General features: G+C 62.7%; 26 protein-coding genes. 14 read left to right on the top strand and 12 right to left on the bottom strand.

From position 1 onward, the window contains the following. Window positions 1–155: 155 nt before the first annotated feature. Complete coding sequence (locus P9273_RS22265; protein WP_278050825.1) at window positions 156–1,160, bottom strand: NADP-dependent oxidoreductase; 1,005 nt, start codon at window positions 1,158–1,160, stop codon at window positions 156–158. A 107-nt stretch (window positions 1,161–1,267) separates the two neighbouring features. On the opposite strand from P9273_RS22265, the gene P9273_RS22260 reads away from it, so the two are divergent. Then, window positions 1,268–2,173: a LysR family transcriptional regulator gene (locus P9273_RS22260; RefSeq protein WP_278050824.1), complete on the top strand. Its 906-nt coding sequence runs from the start codon at window positions 1,268–1,270 to the stop codon at window positions 2,171–2,173. A gap of 96 nt (window positions 2,174–2,269) precedes the next feature. On the opposite strand, the gene P9273_RS22255 is transcribed toward P9273_RS22260, so the two are convergent. Continuing rightward, a complete protein-coding gene (locus tag P9273_RS22255) occupies window positions 2,270–3,199 on the bottom strand; it encodes a glutaminase (RefSeq protein ID WP_278050823.1) in 930 nt (309 codons plus the stop codon). Window positions 3,200–3,204: 5 nt separating this feature from the next. Then, complete coding sequence (locus P9273_RS22250; RefSeq protein ID WP_278050822.1) at window positions 3,205–4,353, bottom strand: pyridoxal phosphate-dependent aminotransferase; 1,149 nt, start codon at window positions 4,351–4,353, stop codon at window positions 3,205–3,207. Window positions 4,354–4,537: 184 nt separating this feature from the next. Here P9273_RS22250 and P9273_RS22245 point away from each other — a divergent pair, with 184 nt between their 5' ends. The 6 genes from P9273_RS22245 (at window position 4,538) to aat (ending at window position 9,893) form a co-directional block, all read left to right on the top strand. Beyond that, on the top strand, window positions 4,538–5,950 hold the full coding sequence (locus P9273_RS22245) for a M48 family metalloprotease (RefSeq protein ID WP_278050821.1): 1,413 nt from the start codon (window positions 4,538–4,540) through the stop codon (window positions 5,948–5,950). A gap of 59 nt (window positions 5,951–6,009) precedes the next feature. Beyond that, window positions 6,010–6,837 carry a DsbA family protein gene (locus tag P9273_RS22240; RefSeq protein WP_278050820.1) on the top strand — a complete coding sequence of 276 codons (828 nt, stop codon included), beginning with the start codon at window positions 6,010–6,012 and terminating at the stop codon, window positions 6,835–6,837. 131 nt (window positions 6,838–6,968) lie between these two features. Next, window positions 6,969–7,403, top strand: coding sequence for a type II 3-dehydroquinate dehydratase (gene aroQ, locus P9273_RS22235; protein WP_278050819.1), 435 nt, complete (start codon window positions 6,969–6,971; stop codon window positions 7,401–7,403). A gap of 26 nt (window positions 7,404–7,429) precedes the next feature. Then, window positions 7,430–7,900 (top strand): acetyl-CoA carboxylase biotin carboxyl carrier protein, encoded by a 471-nt coding sequence (gene accB, locus P9273_RS22230; RefSeq protein ID WP_278050818.1) that lies wholly within the window; start codon window positions 7,430–7,432, stop codon window positions 7,898–7,900. Between the two features lie 19 nt (window positions 7,901–7,919). Further along, complete coding sequence (gene accC / locus P9273_RS22225; RefSeq protein WP_040999851.1) at window positions 7,920–9,263, top strand: acetyl-CoA carboxylase biotin carboxylase subunit; 1,344 nt, start codon at window positions 7,920–7,922, stop codon at window positions 9,261–9,263. A 12-nt stretch (window positions 9,264–9,275) separates the two neighbouring features. After that, complete coding sequence (gene aat / locus P9273_RS22220) at window positions 9,276–9,893, top strand: leucyl/phenylalanyl-tRNA--protein transferase (protein ID WP_040999852.1); 618 nt, start codon at window positions 9,276–9,278, stop codon at window positions 9,891–9,893. 3 nt (window positions 9,894–9,896) lie between these two features. Here aat and P9273_RS22215 read toward each other — a convergent pair whose 3' ends face one another. The 3 genes from P9273_RS22215 to P9273_RS22205 form a co-directional block, all read right to left on the bottom strand. Continuing rightward, window positions 9,897–10,280 carry a hypothetical protein gene (locus P9273_RS22215; RefSeq protein WP_278050817.1) on the bottom strand — a complete coding sequence of 128 codons (384 nt, stop codon included), beginning with the start codon at window positions 10,278–10,280 and terminating at the stop codon, window positions 9,897–9,899. Window positions 10,281–10,342: 62 nt separating this feature from the next. After that, window positions 10,343–10,873, bottom strand: coding sequence for a DUF2155 domain-containing protein (locus P9273_RS22210; RefSeq protein WP_278050816.1), 531 nt, complete (start codon window positions 10,871–10,873; stop codon window positions 10,343–10,345). A 253-nt stretch (window positions 10,874–11,126) separates the two neighbouring features. Further along, window positions 11,127–11,525, bottom strand: a complete 399-nt coding sequence (locus P9273_RS22205) for an NADH:ubiquinone oxidoreductase subunit NDUFA12 (protein WP_040999855.1) — start codon at window positions 11,523–11,525, stop codon at window positions 11,127–11,129. 324 nt (window positions 11,526–11,849) lie between these two features. Between P9273_RS22205 and panB the strand changes: the two genes are divergently transcribed. After that, window positions 11,850–12,689, top strand: coding sequence for a 3-methyl-2-oxobutanoate hydroxymethyltransferase (panB, locus tag P9273_RS22200; protein WP_278050815.1), 840 nt, complete (start codon window positions 11,850–11,852; stop codon window positions 12,687–12,689). Beyond that, on the top strand, window positions 12,686–13,537 hold the full coding sequence (gene panC, locus P9273_RS22195) for a pantoate--beta-alanine ligase (protein ID WP_278050814.1): 852 nt from the start codon (window positions 12,686–12,688) through the stop codon (window positions 13,535–13,537). Before panB ends, panC begins: the two co-directional genes overlap by 4 nt. Before the next feature lie 302 nt (window positions 13,538–13,839). On the opposite strand, the gene P9273_RS22190 is transcribed toward panC, so the two are convergent. Both P9273_RS22190 and gatB read right to left on the bottom strand, forming a co-directional pair. Then, window positions 13,840–14,328 carry a GNAT family N-acetyltransferase gene (locus P9273_RS22190; protein WP_278050813.1) on the bottom strand — a complete coding sequence of 163 codons (489 nt, stop codon included), beginning with the start codon at window positions 14,326–14,328 and terminating at the stop codon, window positions 13,840–13,842. A 2-nt stretch (window positions 14,329–14,330) separates the two neighbouring features. Continuing rightward, complete coding sequence (gene gatB / locus P9273_RS22185; RefSeq protein WP_278050812.1) at window positions 14,331–15,833, bottom strand: Asp-tRNA(Asn)/Glu-tRNA(Gln) amidotransferase subunit GatB; 1,503 nt, start codon at window positions 15,831–15,833, stop codon at window positions 14,331–14,333. A 282-nt stretch (window positions 15,834–16,115) separates the two neighbouring features. Here gatB and P9273_RS22180 point away from each other — a divergent pair, with 282 nt between their 5' ends. Beyond that, the gene (locus P9273_RS22180) at window positions 16,116–16,373 is read left to right on the top strand and encodes a YjhX family toxin (RefSeq protein ID WP_278050811.1); all 258 of its coding nucleotides are present in this window, start codon (window positions 16,116–16,118) and stop codon (window positions 16,371–16,373) included. Window positions 16,374–16,421: 48 nt separating this feature from the next. Here the strand turns inward: P9273_RS22180 and P9273_RS22175 are convergent, their stop codons facing one another. The 3 genes from P9273_RS22175 to P9273_RS22165 all read right to left on the bottom strand — a co-directional run bounded on the left by P9273_RS22175 (window position 16,422) and on the right by P9273_RS22165 (window position 18,159). Further along, on the bottom strand, window positions 16,422–16,853 hold the full coding sequence (locus tag P9273_RS22175) for a CBS domain-containing protein (protein ID WP_278050810.1): 432 nt from the start codon (window positions 16,851–16,853) through the stop codon (window positions 16,422–16,424). 232 nt (window positions 16,854–17,085) lie between these two features. After that, a complete protein-coding gene (locus P9273_RS22170; protein ID WP_278050809.1) occupies window positions 17,086–17,823 on the bottom strand; it encodes a rhomboid family intramembrane serine protease in 738 nt (245 codons plus the stop codon). Between the two features lie 108 nt (window positions 17,824–17,931). Next, the gene (locus P9273_RS22165; RefSeq protein WP_278050808.1) at window positions 17,932–18,159 is read right to left on the bottom strand and encodes a hypothetical protein; all 228 of its coding nucleotides are present in this window, start codon (window positions 18,157–18,159) and stop codon (window positions 17,932–17,934) included. 92 nt (window positions 18,160–18,251) lie between these two features. On the opposite strand from P9273_RS22165, the gene P9273_RS22160 reads away from it, so the two are divergent. The 4 genes from P9273_RS22160 (at window position 18,252) to P9273_RS22145 (ending at window position 21,321) form a co-directional block, all read left to right on the top strand. Next, the gene (locus P9273_RS22160; RefSeq protein WP_040999973.1) at window positions 18,252–18,890 is read left to right on the top strand and encodes a PAS domain-containing protein; all 639 of its coding nucleotides are present in this window, start codon (window positions 18,252–18,254) and stop codon (window positions 18,888–18,890) included. A 172-nt stretch (window positions 18,891–19,062) separates the two neighbouring features. Beyond that, window positions 19,063–19,680 (top strand): PilZ domain-containing protein, encoded by a 618-nt coding sequence (locus P9273_RS22155; RefSeq protein WP_278050807.1) that lies wholly within the window; start codon window positions 19,063–19,065, stop codon window positions 19,678–19,680. Between the two features lie 229 nt (window positions 19,681–19,909). After that, complete coding sequence (locus tag P9273_RS22150; RefSeq protein ID WP_278050806.1) at window positions 19,910–20,515, top strand: transglutaminase-like cysteine peptidase; 606 nt, start codon at window positions 19,910–19,912, stop codon at window positions 20,513–20,515. Between the two features lie 194 nt (window positions 20,516–20,709). Further along, complete coding sequence (locus P9273_RS22145) at window positions 20,710–21,321, top strand: ankyrin repeat domain-containing protein (RefSeq protein ID WP_278050805.1); 612 nt, start codon at window positions 20,710–20,712, stop codon at window positions 21,319–21,321. A 17-nt stretch (window positions 21,322–21,338) separates the two neighbouring features. Here P9273_RS22145 and P9273_RS22140 read toward each other — a convergent pair whose 3' ends face one another. Beyond that, window positions 21,339–21,866: a gamma carbonic anhydrase family protein gene (locus P9273_RS22140; RefSeq protein ID WP_278050804.1), complete on the bottom strand. Its 528-nt coding sequence runs from the start codon at window positions 21,864–21,866 to the stop codon at window positions 21,339–21,341.

Below are 21,866 nucleotides of genomic sequence, written 5' to 3'. Positions count from 1 at the left end.
TTTTCTTTCAGTCGGGTCTGGACGCACGAAAAGCCGGCATCATCAACGGCCATAAGCAGAGTCGGATCGATGAGCTGCTGCCTTGGAATTCCCGCCGAGTAAGGCGTGCACAAAAATTGCAGTTGGCCGAAGCGGACAAATCTTCGTTCAGAGCATCACAGTTTGACCAGTTGCTTGCCGAAGTTCTCTCCCTTCAACATCCGAACGAAAGCGTGGGGCACGGTCTCAATGCCTTCCGCAACATCTTCTCGTGTCTGAAGCAGTCCCTGTCTGTGCCATGCCAGCAGATCGGCAATCGCCATCTCGTATTCTCCCTCGTGATCGTCGAGCAGGAACCCTTCTATCCGCGCGCGGGTGATCAGGGTCCTTCTGAGATGCCTGACACCGATGTCGGGCTGGTCAAATCGGTCGGCCAAGGCAACTGTCCCTACGACCACCACCCTGCCAAAGGTGTTGAGGTTTAACATGGCTGCATCGTGAATCGGCCCGGCGGTGTTGTCGATAAAGACGTCGACGCCTTTCGGGCATGCGGTCGCAACATCTGCCACGAGATCAGCCGAGCTTCGATGATTGACGCCGGTCCGATATCCAAGTTCCCTGCACCACTCCAGCTTCTCGTCCGAGCCCGCAACAGCGACTGGGTCGAATCCTTTGATCCGCGCGATCTGTCCCGCAATCTGACCCACAGCTCCTGAAGCGGCAGAGATCAACACGGTTTCCCCCACCTTCGGAGTTGCGGTTTTGAGGAGAGCGAAGTAGGCGGTGAGACCGGGCATGCCGAGATAGCTCAGCGCGGACTGAATCGGAGCGTCGGTAGTCGTCACTGGTTTGGCCGACGCGGCCGAGATCACGCTGAACGGCTGCCAACCAAAATAATCGCTCATCACCAGGTCACCTGGCTTGAAGTCTGGAGACTCAGACGTAATAACCTCGCCAATTCCGCCGCCGCACATCAGATCGCCAATCTTGAAACCGGCAGCATAGTTCTTCGCAGGGCTGATCCGACCGCGCATATAGGGGTCGACGGATAGCCACAAAGTTTTCACCAGCAGCTCACCATCCGCAGCCTCGGGAATTGGGCGGTCCTCCAAGGCCCAGTTCTCGACGGAGGGCATTGCGGAAGGGTAGCTGCGAAGTATCCAGCTAGGATTCGTGGACATGTCCATCTCCTCAAACTGAGCGTTCGCCACATTGATGTATGAATCCGATTTCCGTGTTAATTGACACCGGGCGAGAGACATTGTTTTGAATTTCGGAAGAATGGCGTATGGATATGATCGAGGCCATGAAGGTGGCCGTGGCAGTCGCCCGACGTAACAGCTTCTCTTCTGCGAGCCGCGATTTGCGCCTTTCCGCGGCCTCGGTAAGCCGCATAGTGGCGGACTTGGAGGCTGATCTGGGCGTACGTCTCTTCAACCGCACCACCAGGCAGATCAATCTCACGGATGCCGGCATGGAGTTCGTGCAAAAGAGCACCGGCCTCCTGGAGGAACTTGATCAGATGCGGAGCGCGGTACGCGAACGCCACGAAACCCCTCGCGGCCAACTCCACGTCTCCTGCGTAACGGCCTTTGGCAATGAGTGCCTGGCATCAGCGGTTCCTGAGTTCGTGAGACGGTTCCCGCAGCTCGAGGTCTCAATCGACCTTGGCAACCGGCTGGTCGATCTCATTGGAGAGCACTTCGATGTCGCCATCCGGGTAGGACCGTTGAACGATTCATCCCTGATTGCGCAGAAGATTTTCACGCAGAGGATCGTGTTCGTCGCGACGCCCCAGTTTTGCGAGCAATATGGGACACCGAGGACCTTGGACGAGATCAGGGCTCGCCCGTCCGTTACTCAGGTCAGCGGGGAATGGGGGCGCGTTCATAAGTTTTCGCATCAAGGGAAGGTCATTGACTTCGAAGTGCCGCAGCAACTGACAATGAACTCAGCGCGAGCGGTGAGAAACGCCTGCCTAGCGGGAGGGGGCTATTCCCTCTTGAGCGATTTCATGGTCGCCCAGGATATAGCGGAGAACCGCCTCGTGCGGCTGCTGCCGGATTATGAACCCATCGAGCAACCGATCTTCGCCTTCTATGCTCAGCGACGTCACACCCCACGTAAAGTCAGGGTGTTTATCGACTATTTGGCGGAGGCCTTCAGTGGCAAAACACCAGCTGACACCTCGTGACATCTCTCGAACGTGTCGCCATCCTTAGTGGCTCCTTTTCTCCGCACCTCATTCAGGATCCAGGTGCGATGGCCCACCGCTTACCAAAAACCAGCGTTAAGGCGCGAAGATCGACCAGTTCATCATCCGGGCGAGCTTCTCCAAGGCGATGGAGCCGAGCTTGGAGTTGCCGTTCTCGTTGAGGCCGGGCGACCATACCGCCAGCGAAGCAACTCCCGGCACGATGCCGAGAATGCCACCGCCCACACCGCTTTTGCCGGGAATGCCGACGCGGAAGGCGAAATCGCCGGAACCGTCATAATGGCCGCAGGTCAGCATCAGCGCGCCGATGCGGCGGGCCCGCTCGGCCGACACGACAGAATGCCCTGTCGCCGGGTTCCTGCCGCCATTGGCCAGAAAGCGGCCGGCCATAGCGAGCTGGCGGCAGCTCATGGCGATCGCGCAATGGTGGAAATAGACACCCAGCGCCAGCTCCGGCTCATGATGGAGATTGCCGAAAGATTTCATGTAGTTGGCCAGAGCGAAGTTGCGGTAGCCGGTGGCCCGTTCGGATGCGGCCACTTCGCGGTCGACGATGATCGTCTCGTCGTCGGCGAGGAACTGGATGAAGCGCAGGATTTCGCCGATCGCCTCGCGCGGCTGATGGCCGGCGAGCAGGACGTCGGAGACGACGATGGCGCCGGCATTGATGAACGGATTGCGCGGTATGCCGTTCTCGTGCTCGAGCTGGACGATAGAGTTGAACGGATTGCCGGACGGCTCGCGGCCAACGCGATGCCAGAGCGCATCGCCGACCTTGCCAAGCGCCAGCGTGAGCGTGAAGACTTTCGAGACGCTCTGGATCGAAAAGGGCTGATCGGCATCGCCGGCAAGAAGGACCCGCCCGTCATTGGTCACCGCGGCGATGCCGAATTTCGTCGGATCGACCTTGCCGAGCTGCGGGATGTAGGTCGCCACCTCGCCGCGATCGGTGCGCTCCGCCATGTCGGCGGCAACTTCCGCCAGTGCCTGATCGAGTTCCGGCATGGCTTCTATTTCAGCCAGCGTTCGATGCGCGCCAGCGCCTCGACCATGTCGTCATGGCTGCCGGCATAGGAAAAGCGCATGGTGCGGTGGCCCTGCAGCGGGTCGAAATCGCGGCCGGGCGTCGCCGCGACATGCGCTTCGGCCAGCATCTTTCGTGCAAAGGCCATGCTGTCATTGGTGTGGCGGGTGACATCGCAGAAAGCGTAGAAGGCGCCGTCCATCGGGGCGGCCAGCGCAAAGCCGAGTTCCGGCAGACGCTTCATCAGAAGGTTCCGGTTCCAGGCATAGCGCGCCTTCACCTTTTCGAGCTCCTCCGTCGCCTTGAAGGCCTCGATCGCCGCGATCTGCGACAGTTCCGGCGGCGAGATGTAGAGGCTCTGGGCGACACGCTCGATCGGCCGCACCAGTTCTTCCGGCAACACCATCCAGCCGATGCGCCAGCCGGTCATGCAATAGTATTTTGAGAAGGAGTTGATCACGGTGACGCCGGCGCCATGCGCCAGCGCGGTGACATCGGGCGCCGCATAGGCCAGCCGGTGATAGATCTCGTCCGAGATCACGGCGATGCCGAGTTCCTCGGCCGTTCTGACCAGCGCAGCGAGCTCGTCCGCCGGAATCACCGCGCCGGTCGGATTGGCGGGGCTGGCGAACAGCACACCCCTCAGCGGCTTCTCGCGATGGGCGGCCTTCAGATGCTCGGCGTGCAGATAGGCGTCCGCGCCGAGTTCGATCTCAACGACATCGATGCCGAGCGCGGCCATGATGTTGCGGTAGGCAGGATAGCCGGGCGCGGCGATGGCGACGCGGTCGCCCGGATCGAACATGGCCAGGAAGGCGAGGTTGAAGGCGGCCGACGAACCGGTCGTGACGGCAATGCGCGACGGCGCGACGTCGATCCCGTAATGCTCGCCATAATGCGCCGCGATCGCCTTGCGCAGATCGGCCAGGCCCAAGGCGTCGGTGTAGCCGATGCGGCCGTGCCTGAGCGCCGCGGCCGCCGCCTCGCGGACGCCGACCGGCGCAGGATCCGACGGCTGGCCGACGGCCATCGACACGACGGGCACGCCGGTGGCCTTCAGCCGGTTGGCTTCGGCCAGGATGTCCATGGCGTGGAAGGGCTCGACTTCCCCCCGGCGCGAAAGCGAAACGACCATTTTACCTCTTCCAACCTGCCTATTTCGGCGAATTCTGGATGCAAGGAGCGCAGACTTGCCTTTGAACTGCCCTAGTTACGGGACAGCGCCGCACAAATGCCCGATTGATGTGGGGATCACAAGCGCGCAGGAAGTTGCCGGTGCCGACTTTTCATCTTTCGCCCGCTCGTCTACCAGTGGACCTATGTTGAGCCGACCCCGACCATCGATTGGCGAATCGACCTCCCTCAGCCGAACCGCGCGCGGTTTCGCGACGCTTATGCTTGCCGCCGCCGTTGCCGTGTCGAGCTCGGTCAGCGCCTTGGCGCAAGGCGTGCCGGTGGTGCGGGACGCGGAGATCGAGGCGCTGGTGCGCGACTATGCCCGGCCGATCTTCAAGGCGGCGGGGCTCGCCAATGACGGCATCGACATCGTGCTCGTCAACGATTCGAGCTTCAACGCCTTCGTCACAGGACGGCGCCTGTTCATCAACACCGGCGCGCTGGTGACCGCCGAGACGCCGAACGAGATCATCGGCGTCATCGCGCATGAGGCCGGCCATATCGCCGGCGGGCACCAGCAGAAGCTGCGCGACCAACTCGACCGCGCCAAGACCATGGCTATCATCGCCACGCTGCTCGGCGCCGGCGCCATGGTTGCCGGGGCCACCACCAACAGCCGCGGCCTTGCCGGCGCCGGCATGGGCGTCGCGGCCGGCGGAGGCGAGATGGCGCAGCGCTCGATCCTTGCCTATCAGCGCACCGAAGAGATCACCGCCGACCGCTCGGCGATCACCTATCTCAACGCCACCGGCCAGTCCGGCACGGGCATGCTGAAGACATTCGGCCGCTTCCAGAGCGCGCTGTCGCTGGCCGGCACCCAGGTCGACCCCTACCGGATCAGCCATCCGATGCCGCAGGAGCGCATCGCCAACCTCGAAGTGCTCGTCAAGCAAAGTCCGTTCGTCAATGTTGTCGACCCGCCGGCGCTGCAGCAGCGGCACGACATGATGCGCATCAAGATCGCCGCCTATATGCAGGGCCAGGCTGCCGTCGCCCGGCTGATGCGCAAGAACCCGACCAGCCTCGCCTCGCGCTACGGCGATGCGCAGCAGACTTATCTCTACGGCAATCCGGGCGCGGCGCTGACCAAGACGGCGGCGCTGATCAAGGAACAGCCGAAGAACCCGTATTTCCAGGAGTTGCGCGGCGACATCCTGATGAAGATCAACAAGCCGAAGGATGCGGCGGACGCCTATGCCAAGGCGGTCAGCCTCGATCCCGCACGCTCCGGCCTGCTGTTCGTCTCCCTCGGACAGGCGCTGATGGCGGTCGGCACACCCGATTCGCTCAAGAAGGCCGTCACCCAGCTCAACAACGGCGTCGGGCGCGACAGAGAGAATTCCGATGCTTATCGCTTTCTGGCGCAAGCCTATGGCGAACTCGGCGACGTTCCGGCCGCAGATCTCGCCACCGCCGAGGGCCATTACTACTCGGGCGACTACAAGAACGCGAAGATCTTCGCCATGCGCGCTCAACAGAAATTGAAGCGCGGCGAACCCCGCTGGGTCCGCGCTCAGGATATTATAAACTACACGCCATCGAACAAACTCAAATGAACCTCCGGGGCGTTGGCCGCGACCAAGGCGCACCAGGATAGGCAAAAGGATCGACGATCATGAACAAGGCAATCCTGCTTGGCAGTGCTGGCGGTCTGGCGGTAGCGCTCGGCATGCTGGCGTTCGGCTTCGTCGCGGGGAACCCCCAGACCGCGAAGGCCGAAGCCGCGCAAGTGGCGCAGGTCACGTCCTCCATCGATAGCAAGGGCTCCGCCGACACCAAGATCGATCGGAAGGAGGTCGAGGGCATCATTCGCGACTATCTCTTGAAGAACCCGGAGGTTCTGCTCGAGGTGCAGGACGCGCTCGAGGCCAAGCAGAAGGAAGAGCAGCGGCTCGCGGCACTCGGCGTCATCAAGGATTCCAAGGACGAGATCTTCAACTCCACCTTCGACGGCGTCGTCGGCAATCCGAAGGGCAAGGTCACGATCGTCGAGTTCTACGACTACAATTGCGGCTTCTGCAAACGCGCCATCGAGGACATGCAGGCGCTGACCAAGTCCGACCCCGACCTGCGTTTCGTGCTCAAGGAGTTCCCGATCCTCAGTCCGGATTCGCAGAAGGCCAGCGTCGTTTCCATGGCGTTCCACCTCATGCATCCGGAGAAATACGGCGAATTCCACACCGAACTGCTCGGCGGCCAGGGCCGCGCCACCGAAGCAACCGCCATCAAGGTGGCGCTTTCGCTCGGCGCCGACGAGGCGGCGTTGCGCGAGAAGATGAAGGATCCGCGCATCGCCGAAACGCTGTCGCGCACCTATGACCTTGCGACGAAACTGTCGATCACCGGCACGCCGTCCTACGTGGTCGGCAACGAGGTGATCTTCGGAGCGCTCGGCCAGCAGGTTCTGGCGGAAAAGATCGAACAGGCCAAGAGCGCGCTGTAAGCGCTTGCGGATGTAAAAACCGGCCACTGTGGACAGCGCAAGAACGCACTTGCGCTCTTTTCGCGGGCGGCTATGCCCATTATAGAGGCCAGTGCGCCGGCTCGGGGCCGGCGTAGAACAAGGTCGCCATATTGAAAACGATTTTCGTCCTCAACGGTCCCAATCTCAATGCGCTCGGCAAGCGCGAGCCGGGAATTTATGGCGGCAAAACGCTTGCAGCCATCGCCGAGGATTGCAAGGCGGCGGGCGCCGCGCTCGGACTCGAGATCGATTTTCGCCAGTCCAACCATGAGGGCGATCTGGTCGACTGGATCCAGGAAGCCGGCGACAAGGCTTCCGGAATCGTCATCAATCCCGGCGCCTACAGCCACACCTCGATCGCCATCCACGACGCCATCCGCTCTATCGCGCCGCTGCCCGTCGCGGAAGTCCACCTTTCCAACATCCACGCGCGGGAGCCCTTCCGCCACGTCTCCATGGTCGCGCCGGTCGCTGTCGGCATGATCTGCGGGTTCGGGCCGCTCGGCTACACGCTCGCGCTGCAGGCACTGGCGGCACGCCTGTGACCGACCCCCAAACAGAAGGCCCGAAAATGTCGATAAAAAAGAACGGTGTTGACCAGCAGCTGATCCGCGACCTGGCGGGCATTCTGAACGACACCAATCTGACCGAGATCGAGGTCGAGCTCGGCGACCTGAAGGTGCGCGTGTCGCGCCAGTCGCAGGCCGTCCACGCGGTTGCAGCGCCACTGCCGGCGGTCGCCGCGGCTCCGGCGCCTGCACCGGCTCAGCCTGCCGCGGCCGCCGCCGCGGCGCCCGCCGATCCGTCGAAGAACGCCGTGCCCTCGCCGATGGTCGGCACGGCCTATCTGGCGCCCTCGCCCGACGCCAAGCCGTTCGTCGAGATCGGCCAGAAGGTGAAGGAAGGCCAGACCCTGCTCATCATCGAAGCGATGAAGACGATGAACCAGATCCCCTCGCCGCGCGCCGGCACGGTGACCGCGATCCTCATCGAGGACGCTCAGCCGGTCGAGTATGGAATGCCGCTGGTGGTCCTCGAGTAGAGTCGGGAACAGCCAAGAGATGTTCCAGAAGATCCTCATCGCCAATCGCGGCGAAATCGCGCTCCGGGTGCTGCGCGCCTGCAAGGAGCTCGGCATCCAGACGGTGGTGGTCCATTCCACCGCGGATTCCGATGCCATGCATGTGCGGCTTGCCGACGAGAGCGTGTGCATCGGCCCGCCGCCCTCGCGCGAAAGCTATCTCAACATCCACCAGATCGTGGCTGCCTGCGAGATCACCGGCGCCGACGCGGTGCATCCGGGCTACGGCTTCCTGTCGGAGAACGCCAAGTTCGCCGACATCCTGGCGGCCCACAACATCACCTTCATCGGCCCGTCGGGCGACCATATCCGCATCATGGGCGACAAGATCGAGGCCAAGCGCACCGCAAAACGCCTCGGCATTCCCGTCGTCCCCGGTTCCGACGGCGCGATCAGCGACGACAAGGAAGCCAAGCGCATCGCCGCCGAGATCGGCTATCCGGTGATCATCAAGGCCTCGGCCGGCGGCGGCGGCCGCGGCATGAAGGTGGCGCATACCGAAGCGGACCTCGAAGTCGCGCTGCAGACGGCCAAGTCGGAAGCGGGAGCGGCCTTCGGCGACGACGCCGTCTACATCGAGAAATATCTGGAGAAGCCGCGCCATATCGAGGTGCAGGTGTTTGGCGACGGCGCCGGCCGCGGCGTGCATTTCGGCGAGCGCGACTGCTCGCTGCAGCGGCGGCACCAGAAAGTCTGGGAGGAAGCCAATTCGCCGGCGCTCAATGCCGAGGAACGTTCGCGCATCGGCGACATCTGCGCCAAGGCGATCGCCGATCTCGGCTATTCCGGCGCCGGCACGATCGAATTCCTATACGAGAATGGCGAGTTCTATTTCATCGAGATGAACACGCGCCTGCAGGTCGAGCACCCGGTGACCGAGGCGATCACCGGCATCGACCTCGTGCACGAGCAGATCCGTGTCGCTTCGGGCGGCGGGCTGTCGGTCCGGCAAGAGGAAATCAAGTTCACCGGCCATGCCATCGAGTGCCGCATCAACGCCGAGGACCCGCGCACCTTCGCGCCCTCGCCCGGCACGATCACACATTTCCACACGCCCGGCGGGCTCGGAGTCCGCGTCGATTCCGGTGTCTATTCCGGCTATAAGATCCCGCCCTATTACGACAGCCTGATCGGCAAGCTGATCGTGCATGGCCGCAACCGCGTCGAATGCATGATGCGGCTGCGCCGCGCGCTCGACGAATTCGTCGTGGACGGCATCAAGACGACGCTGCCGCTGTTCCGCGACCTTGTCGGCAACCCGGACATCGCCAATGGCGACTACGACATCCACTGGCTGGAAAAATACCTGGCTAAGGGTGAATAAATCGGGGATGCGATGACCCGCCCCTACGCGCCAGGCTATCGCATTCCGACCGACCTGCTGCTTCGGGCCTATGCCTCTGGCGTCTTCCCGATGGCCGAGAGCGCCGACGACCCGGAAGTGTTCTGGGTGCGGCCGGAAACGCGCGGCATCATTCCGCTGGACGGTTTCCATATACCGCGCAGCCTCAAGAAGACAATCCGCAAGCATCCGTTCGAGATCCGCTACGATTTCGATTTCGAGGCGACGATCGACGGCTGCGCCGAAAGGCGCGAGGAGCGCCGCTCGACCTGGATCAACGCGCCGATCCGCGAAGCCTATGTCGAATTGTATCGACTTGGGCATTGCCATTCGGTCGAGGCGTGGCGTGAGGGCCGGTTGGTCGGCGGCCTCTATGGCGTTTCGCTCGGACGCGTGTTCTTCGGCGAAAGCATGTTCGCCAGGGAGACCGATGCGTCGAAGACGTGTCTCTACTATCTCGTCGAACGGCTGAAGGCGCGCGGCTTCGAGTTGCTCGACACCCAGTTCACGACCGAGCATTTGAAGCGCTTCGGCGCTGTCGACGTGCCGCGCGGCCAGTACGAGAAAATGCTCGCCGAGGCGCTGAAGGGCGAGGCTGTCTTCTATCCTTGAGGATCAGTCCTGTGCCGCGTCGATCGGCGTCTGCGCATGGAACATCATCTTCCAACCGTCGGCACGGTGGACATAGCCGGTGCTGACGAGCGCCGCATAGGATTCGCCGTTGTCGCGCGTTGCGCGCGCCTCGTAAGTCAGCATGACGATATCGCTGCCCGGCTCGACCATGCCCTTCAGCGTGATGTCGAGGTCGCGCCAGCGGTTGGGCTCGCTGGCCGTCGCAGCCAATTCAGCATTGGTCATCGCCTTGGCCATTTGCGGAAAGGCGACCAGGCATTCCATATCGGCGTTAGCTTCATAATAGGCGGAACCGCCTGACCAAAAGCCCTTCTCTATATCGAGAAGCTCCTGCTTGTTGGCGGTGATCGGCTTCTTGGTGGTCATCGCGGAATCCTTCTCGCCTGTTCGCCGATTTGCAACGGCTCACGGGCGGGCAGGTTCCGAGATCAGTTGGTGTTGGTCGTGTCGTCCGGCTCCGGCGCTGCGTCTGCCGGCTCCGACGCTGCGTCGGCCGGTTGCGCTGCAGCCTTGGGCTTGGCCGCCTGGGCCTTCGGCTTGGCCGTGTCGGCCTTGGCCGCGGTCGGCGGCGGCACATCCGACTTCTGCTTGCAGCCCTTGAGCCAGACGTCATAGACGGCGTGCTCGACGGCGTTGAGGCCGGGGCTTTCGGCAAACATCCAGCCGGTGAAGATGCGACGGATCTTGCGGTCGAGCGTGATCTCGTCGACCTCGACGAAGGAATCGGTCTTCGGCTGCTCCGTATCCGGCCGCGAATAGCAGACGCGAGGCGTCACCTGCAAAGCGCCGAACTGCACGGTCTCGTCGATATACACGTCGAAGGTGATGATGCGGCCGGTGATCTTGTCTATGCCGGCGAACTCGGCCACCGGATTGGTGATGCGGTCGGAGGCCGCAGGCGCAGGGGCCGGCGCCTGCGCGGCGGCGAATGCGCCGGTCGAAGCAACCAGAAGAGACATCGCCGCAATCAGCGCCCTTGAGGAATGGCCTAGAATCCGGGAACGCAATTCCGGACGGAAGGCCACGGCGGAGGCGCCGGGCCTAACCGCTGCGCACTTTCCCTGGAATTGCTCTGGATCGCTCATGCAAAAATACCGGTGGTTGCGCCCGGGTGATTCTTCAATGCCCAAGGCTAATCGAGGCCGCGCTATCAGCAAGCAGCTAAAGGCCAATTGTGGCGACAAAGGACCGAAGCGGCGTCCTGGACGCGGATTACGATCCGGGCGTCCAGGCGTCGTAGTCGCCGGTCACCTGCGGGCGATGCTGGTTGGTCAGGATCGAGCCCTTCGGACGATAGGCCGACGGCGTTCCGGTCGGATTCGCCTGATGCGGCTTCTGCCATTCGCGCGGCTTGTAGTTTTCGCTGGTGGGAGCGGTGTCGACGCGGTGATGGATCCAGCCATGCCAGCCGGGCGGGATCTTCGAAGCTTCCGAATAGTCGCGATAGATGACCCAGCGGCGCGTGCGGCCTTCCGAATCGACCCCGCCCTCGTAATAGACGTTGCCTGCTTCGTCCTCGCCCACCCTCTTGCCGAAGCGCCAGGTGTGGAAGCGGGTGCCGAGCGTCTGGCTGTTCCACCAGGTGAAAAACTGCAGCAGGAAAGTCTTCATCCAGATCCTCGCGGCGGCAGCGGCTCCTGCCTTTCCCCTGCTTATGGCGTCACGTCACCGCGAAGGCAAGGGCTTTGCCGCGCGCCGAACGCAAATGCTTCGTGCGCTAAATCGATGCAGTTGTCCTGCCGGTGGCAACGCGGCTTGCCAAGCGTTGCCTGTCTTTCTAAAGCTCGGCCCGCCCCGTTTCGGGCGCGCCCAGACCCGGATGATTTCAGGTCGAATCGACCTGAAATCATCCGGGTCTGAATCAAAGAGATAGAGCATGATGTCGTCCGAAAACCGCTACACACTTTTCGGCATCATGCTCTAGGGAGGTGACGATTGACCCGGGATCCGTCCTCCGACAGCCGGATCAGCGCCGAAGACATTCGCCGCCGCAAGGGCGGCGTGCCGATCGTCTGCCTCACCGCCTATACCTATCCCGTCGCCCGCTTGCTCGATCCACATGTCGACCTGCTCCTGGTCGGCGACAGCGTCGCCATGGTCCTGCATGGCCATGCCACCACGCTCGGCGCCTCGCTGGAGATGATGATCGCACACGGACAGGCCGTGATGCGCGGCTCGGCCAAGGCCTGTGTGGTGGTCGACATGCCGGCGGGCAGCTACGAGGCCTCGCCGGCGCAGGCCGTGGCGGCGGCGAAGCGCATTGTCGAGGAAACGGGCTGCCAGGCCGTGAAGCTCGAAGGCGGCGTCGACATGGCTTCCCAAATCGCGGCGATCGTCGCCGAAGGGATACCGGTCATGGGCCATATCGGCCTGCAGCCGCAATCGGTCGAGAAGGATGGCGGCTACAAGATTAAGGGCCGGACGGAGGACAACATCGCTGCCCTGTTCAGCGATGCCGAAGCGGTGAAAGAAGCCGGCGCTTTTGCGGTCGTCATCGAGGGCACGATGGAGCCCGTGGCCGCGAAGCTGACCCATCACATTTCCATACCGACCGTTGGCATCGGCGCCAGCGCCGAATGCGACGGCCAGATCCTGGTGATCGACGACATGGTCGGCATGACCGTCGACCGTGTGCCGAAATTCGTCAAGGAATACGCCAACTTGCGCGGTGCGATAACGGATGCGGCGGCACGCTACGCCGCCGAGGTGCGCAGCCGCGCATTCCCCGGTCCCGACCACGTCTTCACGGCGGCCTCCGGCAAGGACAAGACATGAACGCGCCAATCGTCGTCGACAGCGTCGCCGCCCTTCGGGCGCAGGTCCGGGACTGGCGGCAGGCCGGCCTTAAGGTCGCCATGGTGCCGACGATGGGGGCGCTGCATGACGGCCATATCTCGCTGGTCAGGATCGCGCTCGAACGGGCCGAGCGGTGCGTCGTCTCGATCTTCGTCAATCCGACGCAATTCGCGCCGACGGAAGATCTCGACAAGTACCCGCGCCAGCTAGCGCGCGATCTCGACCGGTTGCGGGATGCAGGCGCGCATCTCGCCTTCACGCCGGACGTGAGCGAAATGTATCCCTCTGGCTTCGCCACCAAGATCTCGGTTGGCGGCCCCTCCCGCGGCCTGGAAACCGACTTCAGGCCGAGCTTCTTCGACGGCGTCGCGACCGTAGTGGCCAAGCTCTTTCTGCAGGCGGCGCCCGATTGCGCCGTGTTCGGCGAAAAGGACTACCAGCAGCTCTGCGTCGTCAGGCAGCTCTGCCGCGATCTCGACTTGCCGGTTGAGATTATCGGCGCGCCGACCGTGCGCGATGCGCACGGCCTCGCCATGTCGTCGCGCAATGCCTATCTCGGCGCGACAGAGCTCGAGATCGCGCGCAAGCTCAATTTGGTCCTGCGCCGCACGGCGGCGGCGCTTTCAGCCGGCGCGGATGAGGCCGCCGCGACCGAAGATGCCGCAAAGGCGCTGGTCTCAGCAGGCTTCCAAAAGGTCGACTATGTCGCCGCCCGCGCGAGCGTCACGCTCGAACCTTGGCAGCGGGGCCGAGACGGCCGCCTGCTCGCGGCGGCATGGCTCGGCACGACCCGGCTGATCGACAATGTGGAAATTCCCTGCGCCTGAGCGATCCTTGCCGATCGGCGGCTGCGCATCGGTGCGACCGCGCGGCCGCTGCGCTCGGCCTGATCGCGCGACGTCTACTCTTCCGACGGCATATGGAGATACTGATAGGTCACGCCGCCAAAAGTCTCATCTGACACTTCGGTCGGCATCAGTTCCGGCAGGCTCGGCATGGCAATCCCCCATTTACTGACGACGCCTCTGCCTTAGTGGAGGGCCCGACGCCGGCGACGAGCAGCCTTGATCGCGCGGATCGGCGCGATCAAATCAAAACCGCGCGATGAATGGCCGTGCTCGCCGCCAATCTAGCGGATCCGCTTCTCCATGATGAGGGCGGGCAATCCCGAATTGCCGCCGCAATCGGCGGTCCTGCCTGCCGGGCGGAACCCATTCGCCTCGTAGAAGGCGATCGCCGCGGCATTTGCTTCCTCGACTTCGAGGCGCAGCGTATCCATCTCCGGAAAACTCGCTTCGACTTCGTCGAGCAGCGACTGGCCAATCCCCTGCCGCTGGCAGGTCGGATGCACATAAAGCTGGTTCAAAAGGACGATCTTCGGGTCGGTGGTGGCGGCGGCGAACGCCATGCCGCCGAGCCGCTTGCCATCGTCAGCCACCAGGAACTCGGAATTCGGGCGGGTCAGCCGCGCCCTGAGGGAGGCGATCGAATGCCAGTCGTCAGTGATCGCCGCAACCCGCTCGGCGCCATAGATGGCATCGTAAGTGGCATGCCAAGTCTCGACCAGCAACGCACGGACGGCTGCGAGATCACGTTCGCTCGCCGTCCGCACGAACATCGCTAGCCCTCGATGCCGAGCTTTGCCTTGACGAGGTCGTTCACCGCCTGCGGGTTGGCCTTCCCGCCTGTCGCCTTCATCACCTGGCCGACGAACCAGCCGGCCATGGTCGGCTTGGCGCGCGCCTGCTCGGCCTTGTCGGGATTGGCGGCAATGACCTCGTCGACGGCCTTCTCGATGGCGCCGGTGTCCGTGACCTGCTTCATGCCTCGACTTTCGACGAGCTCACGCGGGTCTCCTCCCTCATTCCAGACGATCTCGAACAGGTCCTTGGCAATCTTTCCGGAAATGGTGCCTTCCTTGATCAGGTCGATGACTGCTCCAAGCTGCTCCGGCGAAAGCGGAGCATCTTCAATGTCTTTTCCGGCTTTGTTCAAGGCGCCCAGCAGATCGTTGATGACCCAGTTGGCCGCGAGCTTGCCGTCGCGGCCGGAGGCCACCTTCTCGAAATAGTCGGCGATCGGCTTTTCCGAGACCAACACCGAAGCGTCATAGGCCGACAGGCCCAGCGACGAGATCAGCCGTGCTTTCTTGTCGTCGGGCAGTTCCGGCAGATCCCTGGCGAGCGCGTCGACATAGGCCTGGTCGAATTCCAGCGGCAGAAGGTCCGGATCGGGGAAATAGCGATAGTCATGCGCCTCTTCCTTGGAGCGCAAGGAACGCGTCTCACCCTTCGCCGGATCGAACAGCCGCGTCTCCTGATCGATCTTGCCGCCATCCTCTAGGATGGCGATCTGCCGGCGCGCCTCGGATTCAATGGCCTGGCCGATGAAGCGGATCGAGTTGACGTTCTTGATCTCGCAGCGCGTGCCGAAGGCACCTCCGGGACGGCGCACCGAGACGTTGACGTCGGCGCGCAGCGAGCCCTCGTCCATATTGCCGTCGCAGGTGCCGAGATAGCGCATAATCGAGCGCAGCTTGGTGACATAGGCCTTGGCCTCGTCGGCCGAGCGGATATCGGGCTTGGAGACGATCTCCATCAGCGCCACGCCGGAACGGTTGAGGTCGACATAGGACATGGTCGGGTGCTGGTCGTGCATCGACTTGCCGGCATCCTGTTCCAGATGCAGGCGCTCGATGCCGACCTCGATATCCTCGAACTCGCCCTGGCGGTCAGGCCCGACGGAGACGATTACCTTGCCCTCGCCGACGATCGGCTGCTTGTATTGCGAAATCTGGTAGCCCTGCGGCAAGTCCGGATAGAAATAGTTCTTCCGGTCGAAGACCGACTTGTGGTTGATCGCGGCCTTCAGCCCAAGCCCGGTACGGATCGCCTGCTTGACGCATTCCTCGTTGATAACCGGCAGCATGCCGGGCATCGCCGCATCGACCAGGCTGACATTGGCGTTGGGCGCGGCGCCGAACGAGGTCGAGGCGCCGGAAAAGAGTTTTGCTTCCGAGACCACTTGCGCATGCACTTCGAGCCCGATGATGACCTCCCAGTCGCCGGTGGCGCCGGGGATCAGACGTTTTGCGTCGGGGGTGCGGGTGTCGATGATGCTCATGGAGGCCTGCGGACTTAGAATTCTCGGAATTGCATTAATGCACATATCGCTGCGCAACTTCGCTAGTGCAAACAGCCCGTCGAGACAAGCGCAAAGCCCACACGCTGGCCTTTTCCGCCACGTTCGCCTATAGGACACCCATCCCAATGGAGAGTGGATGTCCACTTACGCTCAGTCCCGGTGAAGCCCTGACCTCCTGAGCGAGGCAGGGCAGAAAAACCTGAAAACCCGTGCCGCGACGTGTCGCGGCGGCGGCTTTGTTGTTTTCCCGGGAATTCTCCAATGGACATATCGCGCAACGAACAGCGCATCCTGCACCTGCTCGCGCAGGGCGGGCGTATCGAAATCGAAAAGAACGAGAGCAGGAAGATCGCCTCGGTCCAGTGCCTGACCCGTGACGGCTGGCGTTATCCGAGCTTCGACCTAGAGCTCTTTCGGAAGCTGAGGCGCAAGAAAGCTGTTTCGTCGATGAATGGCGGCCCTTACCGCATCACCCGACGCGGGCTCCAACTCGTCCGCGCCGAGCTCGACAACCGATAAAGCAGGCCGCCGGCTGGAAACAGCCGGCGGTTTCCCCGCCCCGCCTGCTCAGGCGGTAGCGATGTAGGCCCTGATCTCCTCGGCCTCGCGCTCGACCTCCTCGATGCGGCGCTTGACCACGTCGCCGATGGAGACGATGCCGTCGAGCAAGCCGTTTTTCTCCACCGGCAGATGACGGAAGCGGCCTCTCGTCATGATCTCCATGACCTCGTTGACCGTGTGGTTTTCGTTGCAGATCTTGACCTTCGGGGTCATCGCCGAACGCACGGGGATTTCTAGCGCGGCGGCGCCCTCCTTGGCCACGACCCTGACGATATCGCGCTCCGAGAGAATGCCGACGATCTTTCGGTCGCCATTGGTGATGACGAGCGCGCCGATCCTGTGCTCGGCCAGCATGCGGATGGCCTCGCTGAGTTTCTCATTGGGCCCGAGCGTGAACACGTCATGGCCCTTGCTTTCAAGAATTGCCTTAACCGTCATGGCGTCCTCCACAGCCTTTGACGCCGGCTCCCGCCCTGACCGGCTTTCAGCCCCGGCGCCCTCTGGAAGACACTGGGTGCTCAGGCAACATCGTGCGCCGTGTTTGGTTGCATTTCAAGTGCGCCTAAGGACGAGTGCGTTTCACCGTTTCACGGAAACGGCGAAACGCCCTATCTATCTGTTTTTACGCAATTCAGGACGGAAAACCGCTCACACTTTTCCTGGAATTGCTCTAGGCGGCAGCCTGCGGACGGTCGAAGAAACGCAGCCCGAAAAAGCCGGCGACGAAGCCGCCTATATGCGCCTCCCAAGCGATCTGGCCTTCTATCCCCGGCGCGAAGCCGAGCAGGCCCGTGGCGAGATTTATGACCATCCAGACCCCCAGAAAGGTCATGACGCCGCGCGAGCGCAACACCGCCGTGATCGGCAAGGGCTCGCCGGTGAAGGCCGCCCTGCCTGACGAACGGTCGACGCGAAAGCCATAGCGCGCCGCCGCCCCCATCATGCCGGAGATCGCGCCCGACGCACCGACCAGCGGCATCTCGCCAAGTGGATGCAGCGCCCAGAAGAGCGCTACCGAAGCGAGGCCCGTTGCCGCGAAGAACAAGGCGAAGCGCAGCGTGCCAAATCGATTGGCCAAAGGCGAACCAAAAGCGGCAAGCCAGATCATGTTGATCAACAGATGCGCCACGCCGCCATGCAGGAAGGCATAGGTAAAGGGAGTCGAAAAAGCATAGAAATCAAGGTCGTATCGGCCGGAATAGCGAATGGGGACGAAGGCCGTGCGGACGAGCAGGGCAAAATCCTGGTCGTCGGTCAACAGATAAACACGCACCAGGTGGACGGCCACGCAGATGCCGATCACCGCCAGCACTGCAGGCGGCAGGTTGAACACGGGTTCGCGGCGCGGCGGCTCGGAAGCCTCGTCCGGCAGCGGTTCGTTGTCAGTGGGGCTTGCGGGCTCGCTCATGCACCCTTGCAGGTCCGGGACTCGAGGGATTCGAGGAGCATGTAGATCACGCCCTTTCGAATCACAAACGGCTATTCGCCACAGCCGGCCCGCAGAAAAAGAGGCGAATCAGAACAGCAGCGAATCAAAAAGAAGGCCGTCCAGGATTTCCCTGAACGGCCGGTCGAGTCCCCCTGCTCCCCATAAACCCGTGACTGAAGTGCTGCCGATCGTTGCGAGACGACCGTTTTGGAGTGGTTTTGGTGTGCCATAGACCTCAGTGGCGCGCAATGTAAACCACTTGTTAACCTTAACGACCCCGAGGCGTGAACAAACGTTAACGATACTGGCACGCATCCTGCTCCGCACCGCATGAAGGTCATCGGAGGGCGCCCTGTCTGTTCGCCGATGGAACATCCAAAAGACAGATTGTGCGGAGCGGAATGGACATGAAAGAAAAAGGATCGATCGCGCTGTTCCAATATTGGAACCGGCTGCGTGATGGCCGCCTCGCCCCGAAGCGATCGGAGGTGGAGCCGGCCGACATCAAGTCGCTTCTGGCCGACACCTTCATCCTCGAGCGCGACACGCGCGGCGAAGCGGTGTTCCGGCTCGCGGGCACAAGGCTCTGCGCCTATTATGGCCGGGAGCTCAAGGGCTTCTCCTTCCCTTCGCTCTGGCGCGAGAAGGACCAGCGACTGATGTCGCGGCTTATGCAAGGCGTTTTCGATCAGAAGTCGGTCCTGCTCATGACCTACGAGGGGTTCAGCCGCAACGGCCGCTCTAACAAGTTCGAGCTCCTGTCGCTGCCGCTGGACGGAGGCGCCGAGAACCCGCGCTGCCTCGGCATCATCAGCACCGCCGACAAGCCCTTCTGGCTTGGCGCCGATCCGATCGCCGACGCGCTCATCGATACGATCCGGGTGATAGATCCCGACAGGGAGCCGATGTTCCTGAAGAACCGTCCGGCGATCGACGTCCCCTCGCTCGTTCCGGCCGAATTCGATCCTCCGGAGACCATTTCGGCGCTCGGTCGCGTGCGCCGCATCCGCCATCTCGTCGTCCTTGACGGCGGGCGCCACGAGTGAACCTTGCCGCGCGGGATTTGCCCTTCCCTCGCGGTTAGTTTTCCGCGTCCGCATGCCTCCAGACCCGGGCTTTTGCGGGCGATTTTTTCCGTTTGTTAACCTGCCTTGCTGTAGCTTTTTGAGCGAAATTCCCCGCATCGTCGCGCGGAATGCCAACGGGGTGTAGGCAGTCATGAGGTCAGCGGCGGTAGAATATGCGCCGTCACGAGCTGAGCGGCGCAATTTCCAGCGTGTCCGCGTCAAGATCTACGGACGTTTCATGCTGGAAGACCGCACCGAACATCCATGCCAGGTGATCGACATGTCGCCAGGCAACGTTGCGTTGCGCACGGACCGTATCGGCAAGCCGGGCGAGAAGGTCATCGCCTATATCGACCATATCGGTCGTGTCGAGGGCATCGTGACGCGCACGTCTCAGGACGGCTTCGCCATGACCGTCATCGCCTCGGACCGCAAGAAGGACAAGCTTGCCGCGCAGCTCACCTGGCTTGCCAACAAGCATGAGCTCGACCTGCCCGAGGACCGCCGCCACGAGCGCGTGGCGCCGCGCAATCCGATGAGTGTCCTGCAGCTCACCGACGGGCGCCAGTATCAGTGCCGCATCATCGACCTGTCGCTCTCCGGCGCTGCGATCGAGATCGACGTCAAGCCGGCCATCGGCGTCCAGGTCATGCTCGGCACGATGCGCGGCCAGGTGGTGCGCCATTTCGAGGACGGCGTCGCCATCGAGTTCGCGGTCATCCAGCGGCTGGAGACGCTCGACCAGGAATTCAACGCGCCGCGATCCTGACTACAAAGAGAACCGGCCCTCGGCGGCCGGTTTTTTGTTGCGAGATTTTGCCTTCCGGAAGCAGGCCACCCGACGGCCATCAGAACCTCGCAAGTCTGAATAGCCTGAGAACGCGATAGTTCAAATTTTATGCTTATTCTACTGGCGTTTTACTCAATGTCTACTTCGGGTTTTTGCGTCAAATAAATCCCAACGTGGCACAGTCTCCTCAAACGGGGAGACTACCACAATGAAAATGACGAGGGGCAAGCTGTTGCTCTTAGCAATGGCGATGCAGCTTTCCGCGTGGGGCACGGCAAGCGCAGGACCGGCTTTAATGCATACGGGTGGCCGCACCACCCAGCCGGTCGGTCACTATGATTTCTGCCAGCGTATTCCGGCCGAATGCAACCAGCGGACGCCGAAAGGTCCGCCGGTCGAGCTGACGCGCAAGCTGTGGGCGACGATCGTCAACGTCAACAATTCGGTCAACGTCCGCGTCAAGCCGCGCACCGATATGGAAATCTACGGGGTCGAGGAATACTGGGCCTATCCCGACAGTGGCTATGGCGACTGCGAGGACTATGCGCTGGAGAAGCGCCGCGAGCTGATGGCCGTCGGTGTGCCGGCCGGCGATCTGTTGATGACGGTGGTGCGCCAGCCGAATGGCGACGGCCATGCGGTGCTGACGGTGCGCACTAGCCTCGGCGAATTCATCCTCGACAATCTCGAGCCGAAAGTGCTCGCCTGGAACGACACGGTCTACACATATCTCAAACGTCAATCGACGGAGAATTCTGGCGTTTGGGTGACGATCAACGACGGCCGCGAGGACGCGGTCGCCAGCGTCCGCTAAGGCGCCAAAGCGATCGGGTACGTCGCCCGTGACGCGACGTGCCCAGGGAGAAAGCCCGGTCGAGTCCCCACCCTCCCCGTCCCCAACGACCGGGTTTTAGGAGCCGGCCCCTGTCCCCGGGGCCGGCTCCGCCATTTCGGGCTGCGCCCGTCGGGAACAGACGACCGACGCCCTGCCGAGCGCCGCTGGCCGGGGTGCTCTTTCCGATCGAGGTGGATGGGAGCAATATAGCTCGTTCATTGCGGATGAAGGCGATGCTGGAAGTCCCTGAGGATCGCGGCGCCCGCTACTTGCTCTTCAAGACTATAGACGAGGCCTTCAAGGCCGGGGATTTCGCGGCCCTGGGTGTTGCGCTCGGCGGCTCTGCGCGCTGGTTCGACGAAAGAATGCCGTTCGAGCTCGGCCTTGGCCATCCGCTGGAATATGCGATCTATTGGAGCCCTGCCGCGTTCATCGCCGCGCTTCTCGATGCTGGGTCGGATCCGAACTATGAAGATCCTGCCGGCTTTCCTTCGCTCATTGCGGCGTTGTCGACGGAGCGGCCGGACCGGCTGGATGTCCTCCACATCCTGCTCGAGCACGGCGCCGATCCGGATATGCGCGGCGTGAACGACTGGACGCCGCTGCACTATGCAGTGTCCCGGCGCGACGCCGAGGCGATCCGTCTCCTGCTGCTGGCAGGCGCGGATCCGTCACTGAGAACCCGTATCGACGATTATGAGACGGCACTGGAGGGCGCCGAGCAGGCCGGCTTCGAAGCCGGCATCTTTCTGCTGCGTGAAGCGCTGAACAATCGCCGCGCATGATGGCTGGCCGCCCGCCGTCACACTGCCTTGAGCTTGGCCTTGAAGCGTTTTGCGTTGGCCACATAGTGCGCCGCCGAGACGCGCAACCGCTCGATCGCCGCTTCGTCCAGCGTCCTGATCACCTTGGCCGGCGAGCCGACGATCAGCGAATTGCCCGGAAAAACCTTGTTTTCCGTCACCAACGCGCCGGCGCCGACCAACGAATTGTTGCCGATCCTGGCGCCGTTCAGCACGATGGCACCCATGCCGATCAGGCTGTTGTCGCCGATCGTGCAGCCATGCAGCAGCGCTCTATGACCGATCGTGCAGCCTTCGCCGATGGTCAGCGGAAAGCCGGGATCGGTGTGCATGATCGTATGTTCCTGCACATTGGTGTCGGCGCCGATCGTAATGGGCTCGCCATCGCCGCGGATGGCGACGCCGAACCAGAAGCCGACATTGCGGCCGATCCGGATGTTGCCGATCAGCGTGGCGTCCGGCGCAATCCAGTTCGTGTCGGCGTCCTCGAACTCAGGCGCTTTCCCATCGATCGCATAGACCGGCAT

The organism is Mesorhizobium sp. WSM4935, assembly GCF_029625735.1.
Classification (GTDB): Bacteria; Pseudomonadota; Alphaproteobacteria; order Rhizobiales; family Rhizobiaceae; genus Mesorhizobium.
The sequence above is the reverse complement of the archived record's forward strand: the minus strand, read 5'-3'. Positions and strand labels throughout refer to the sequence as shown.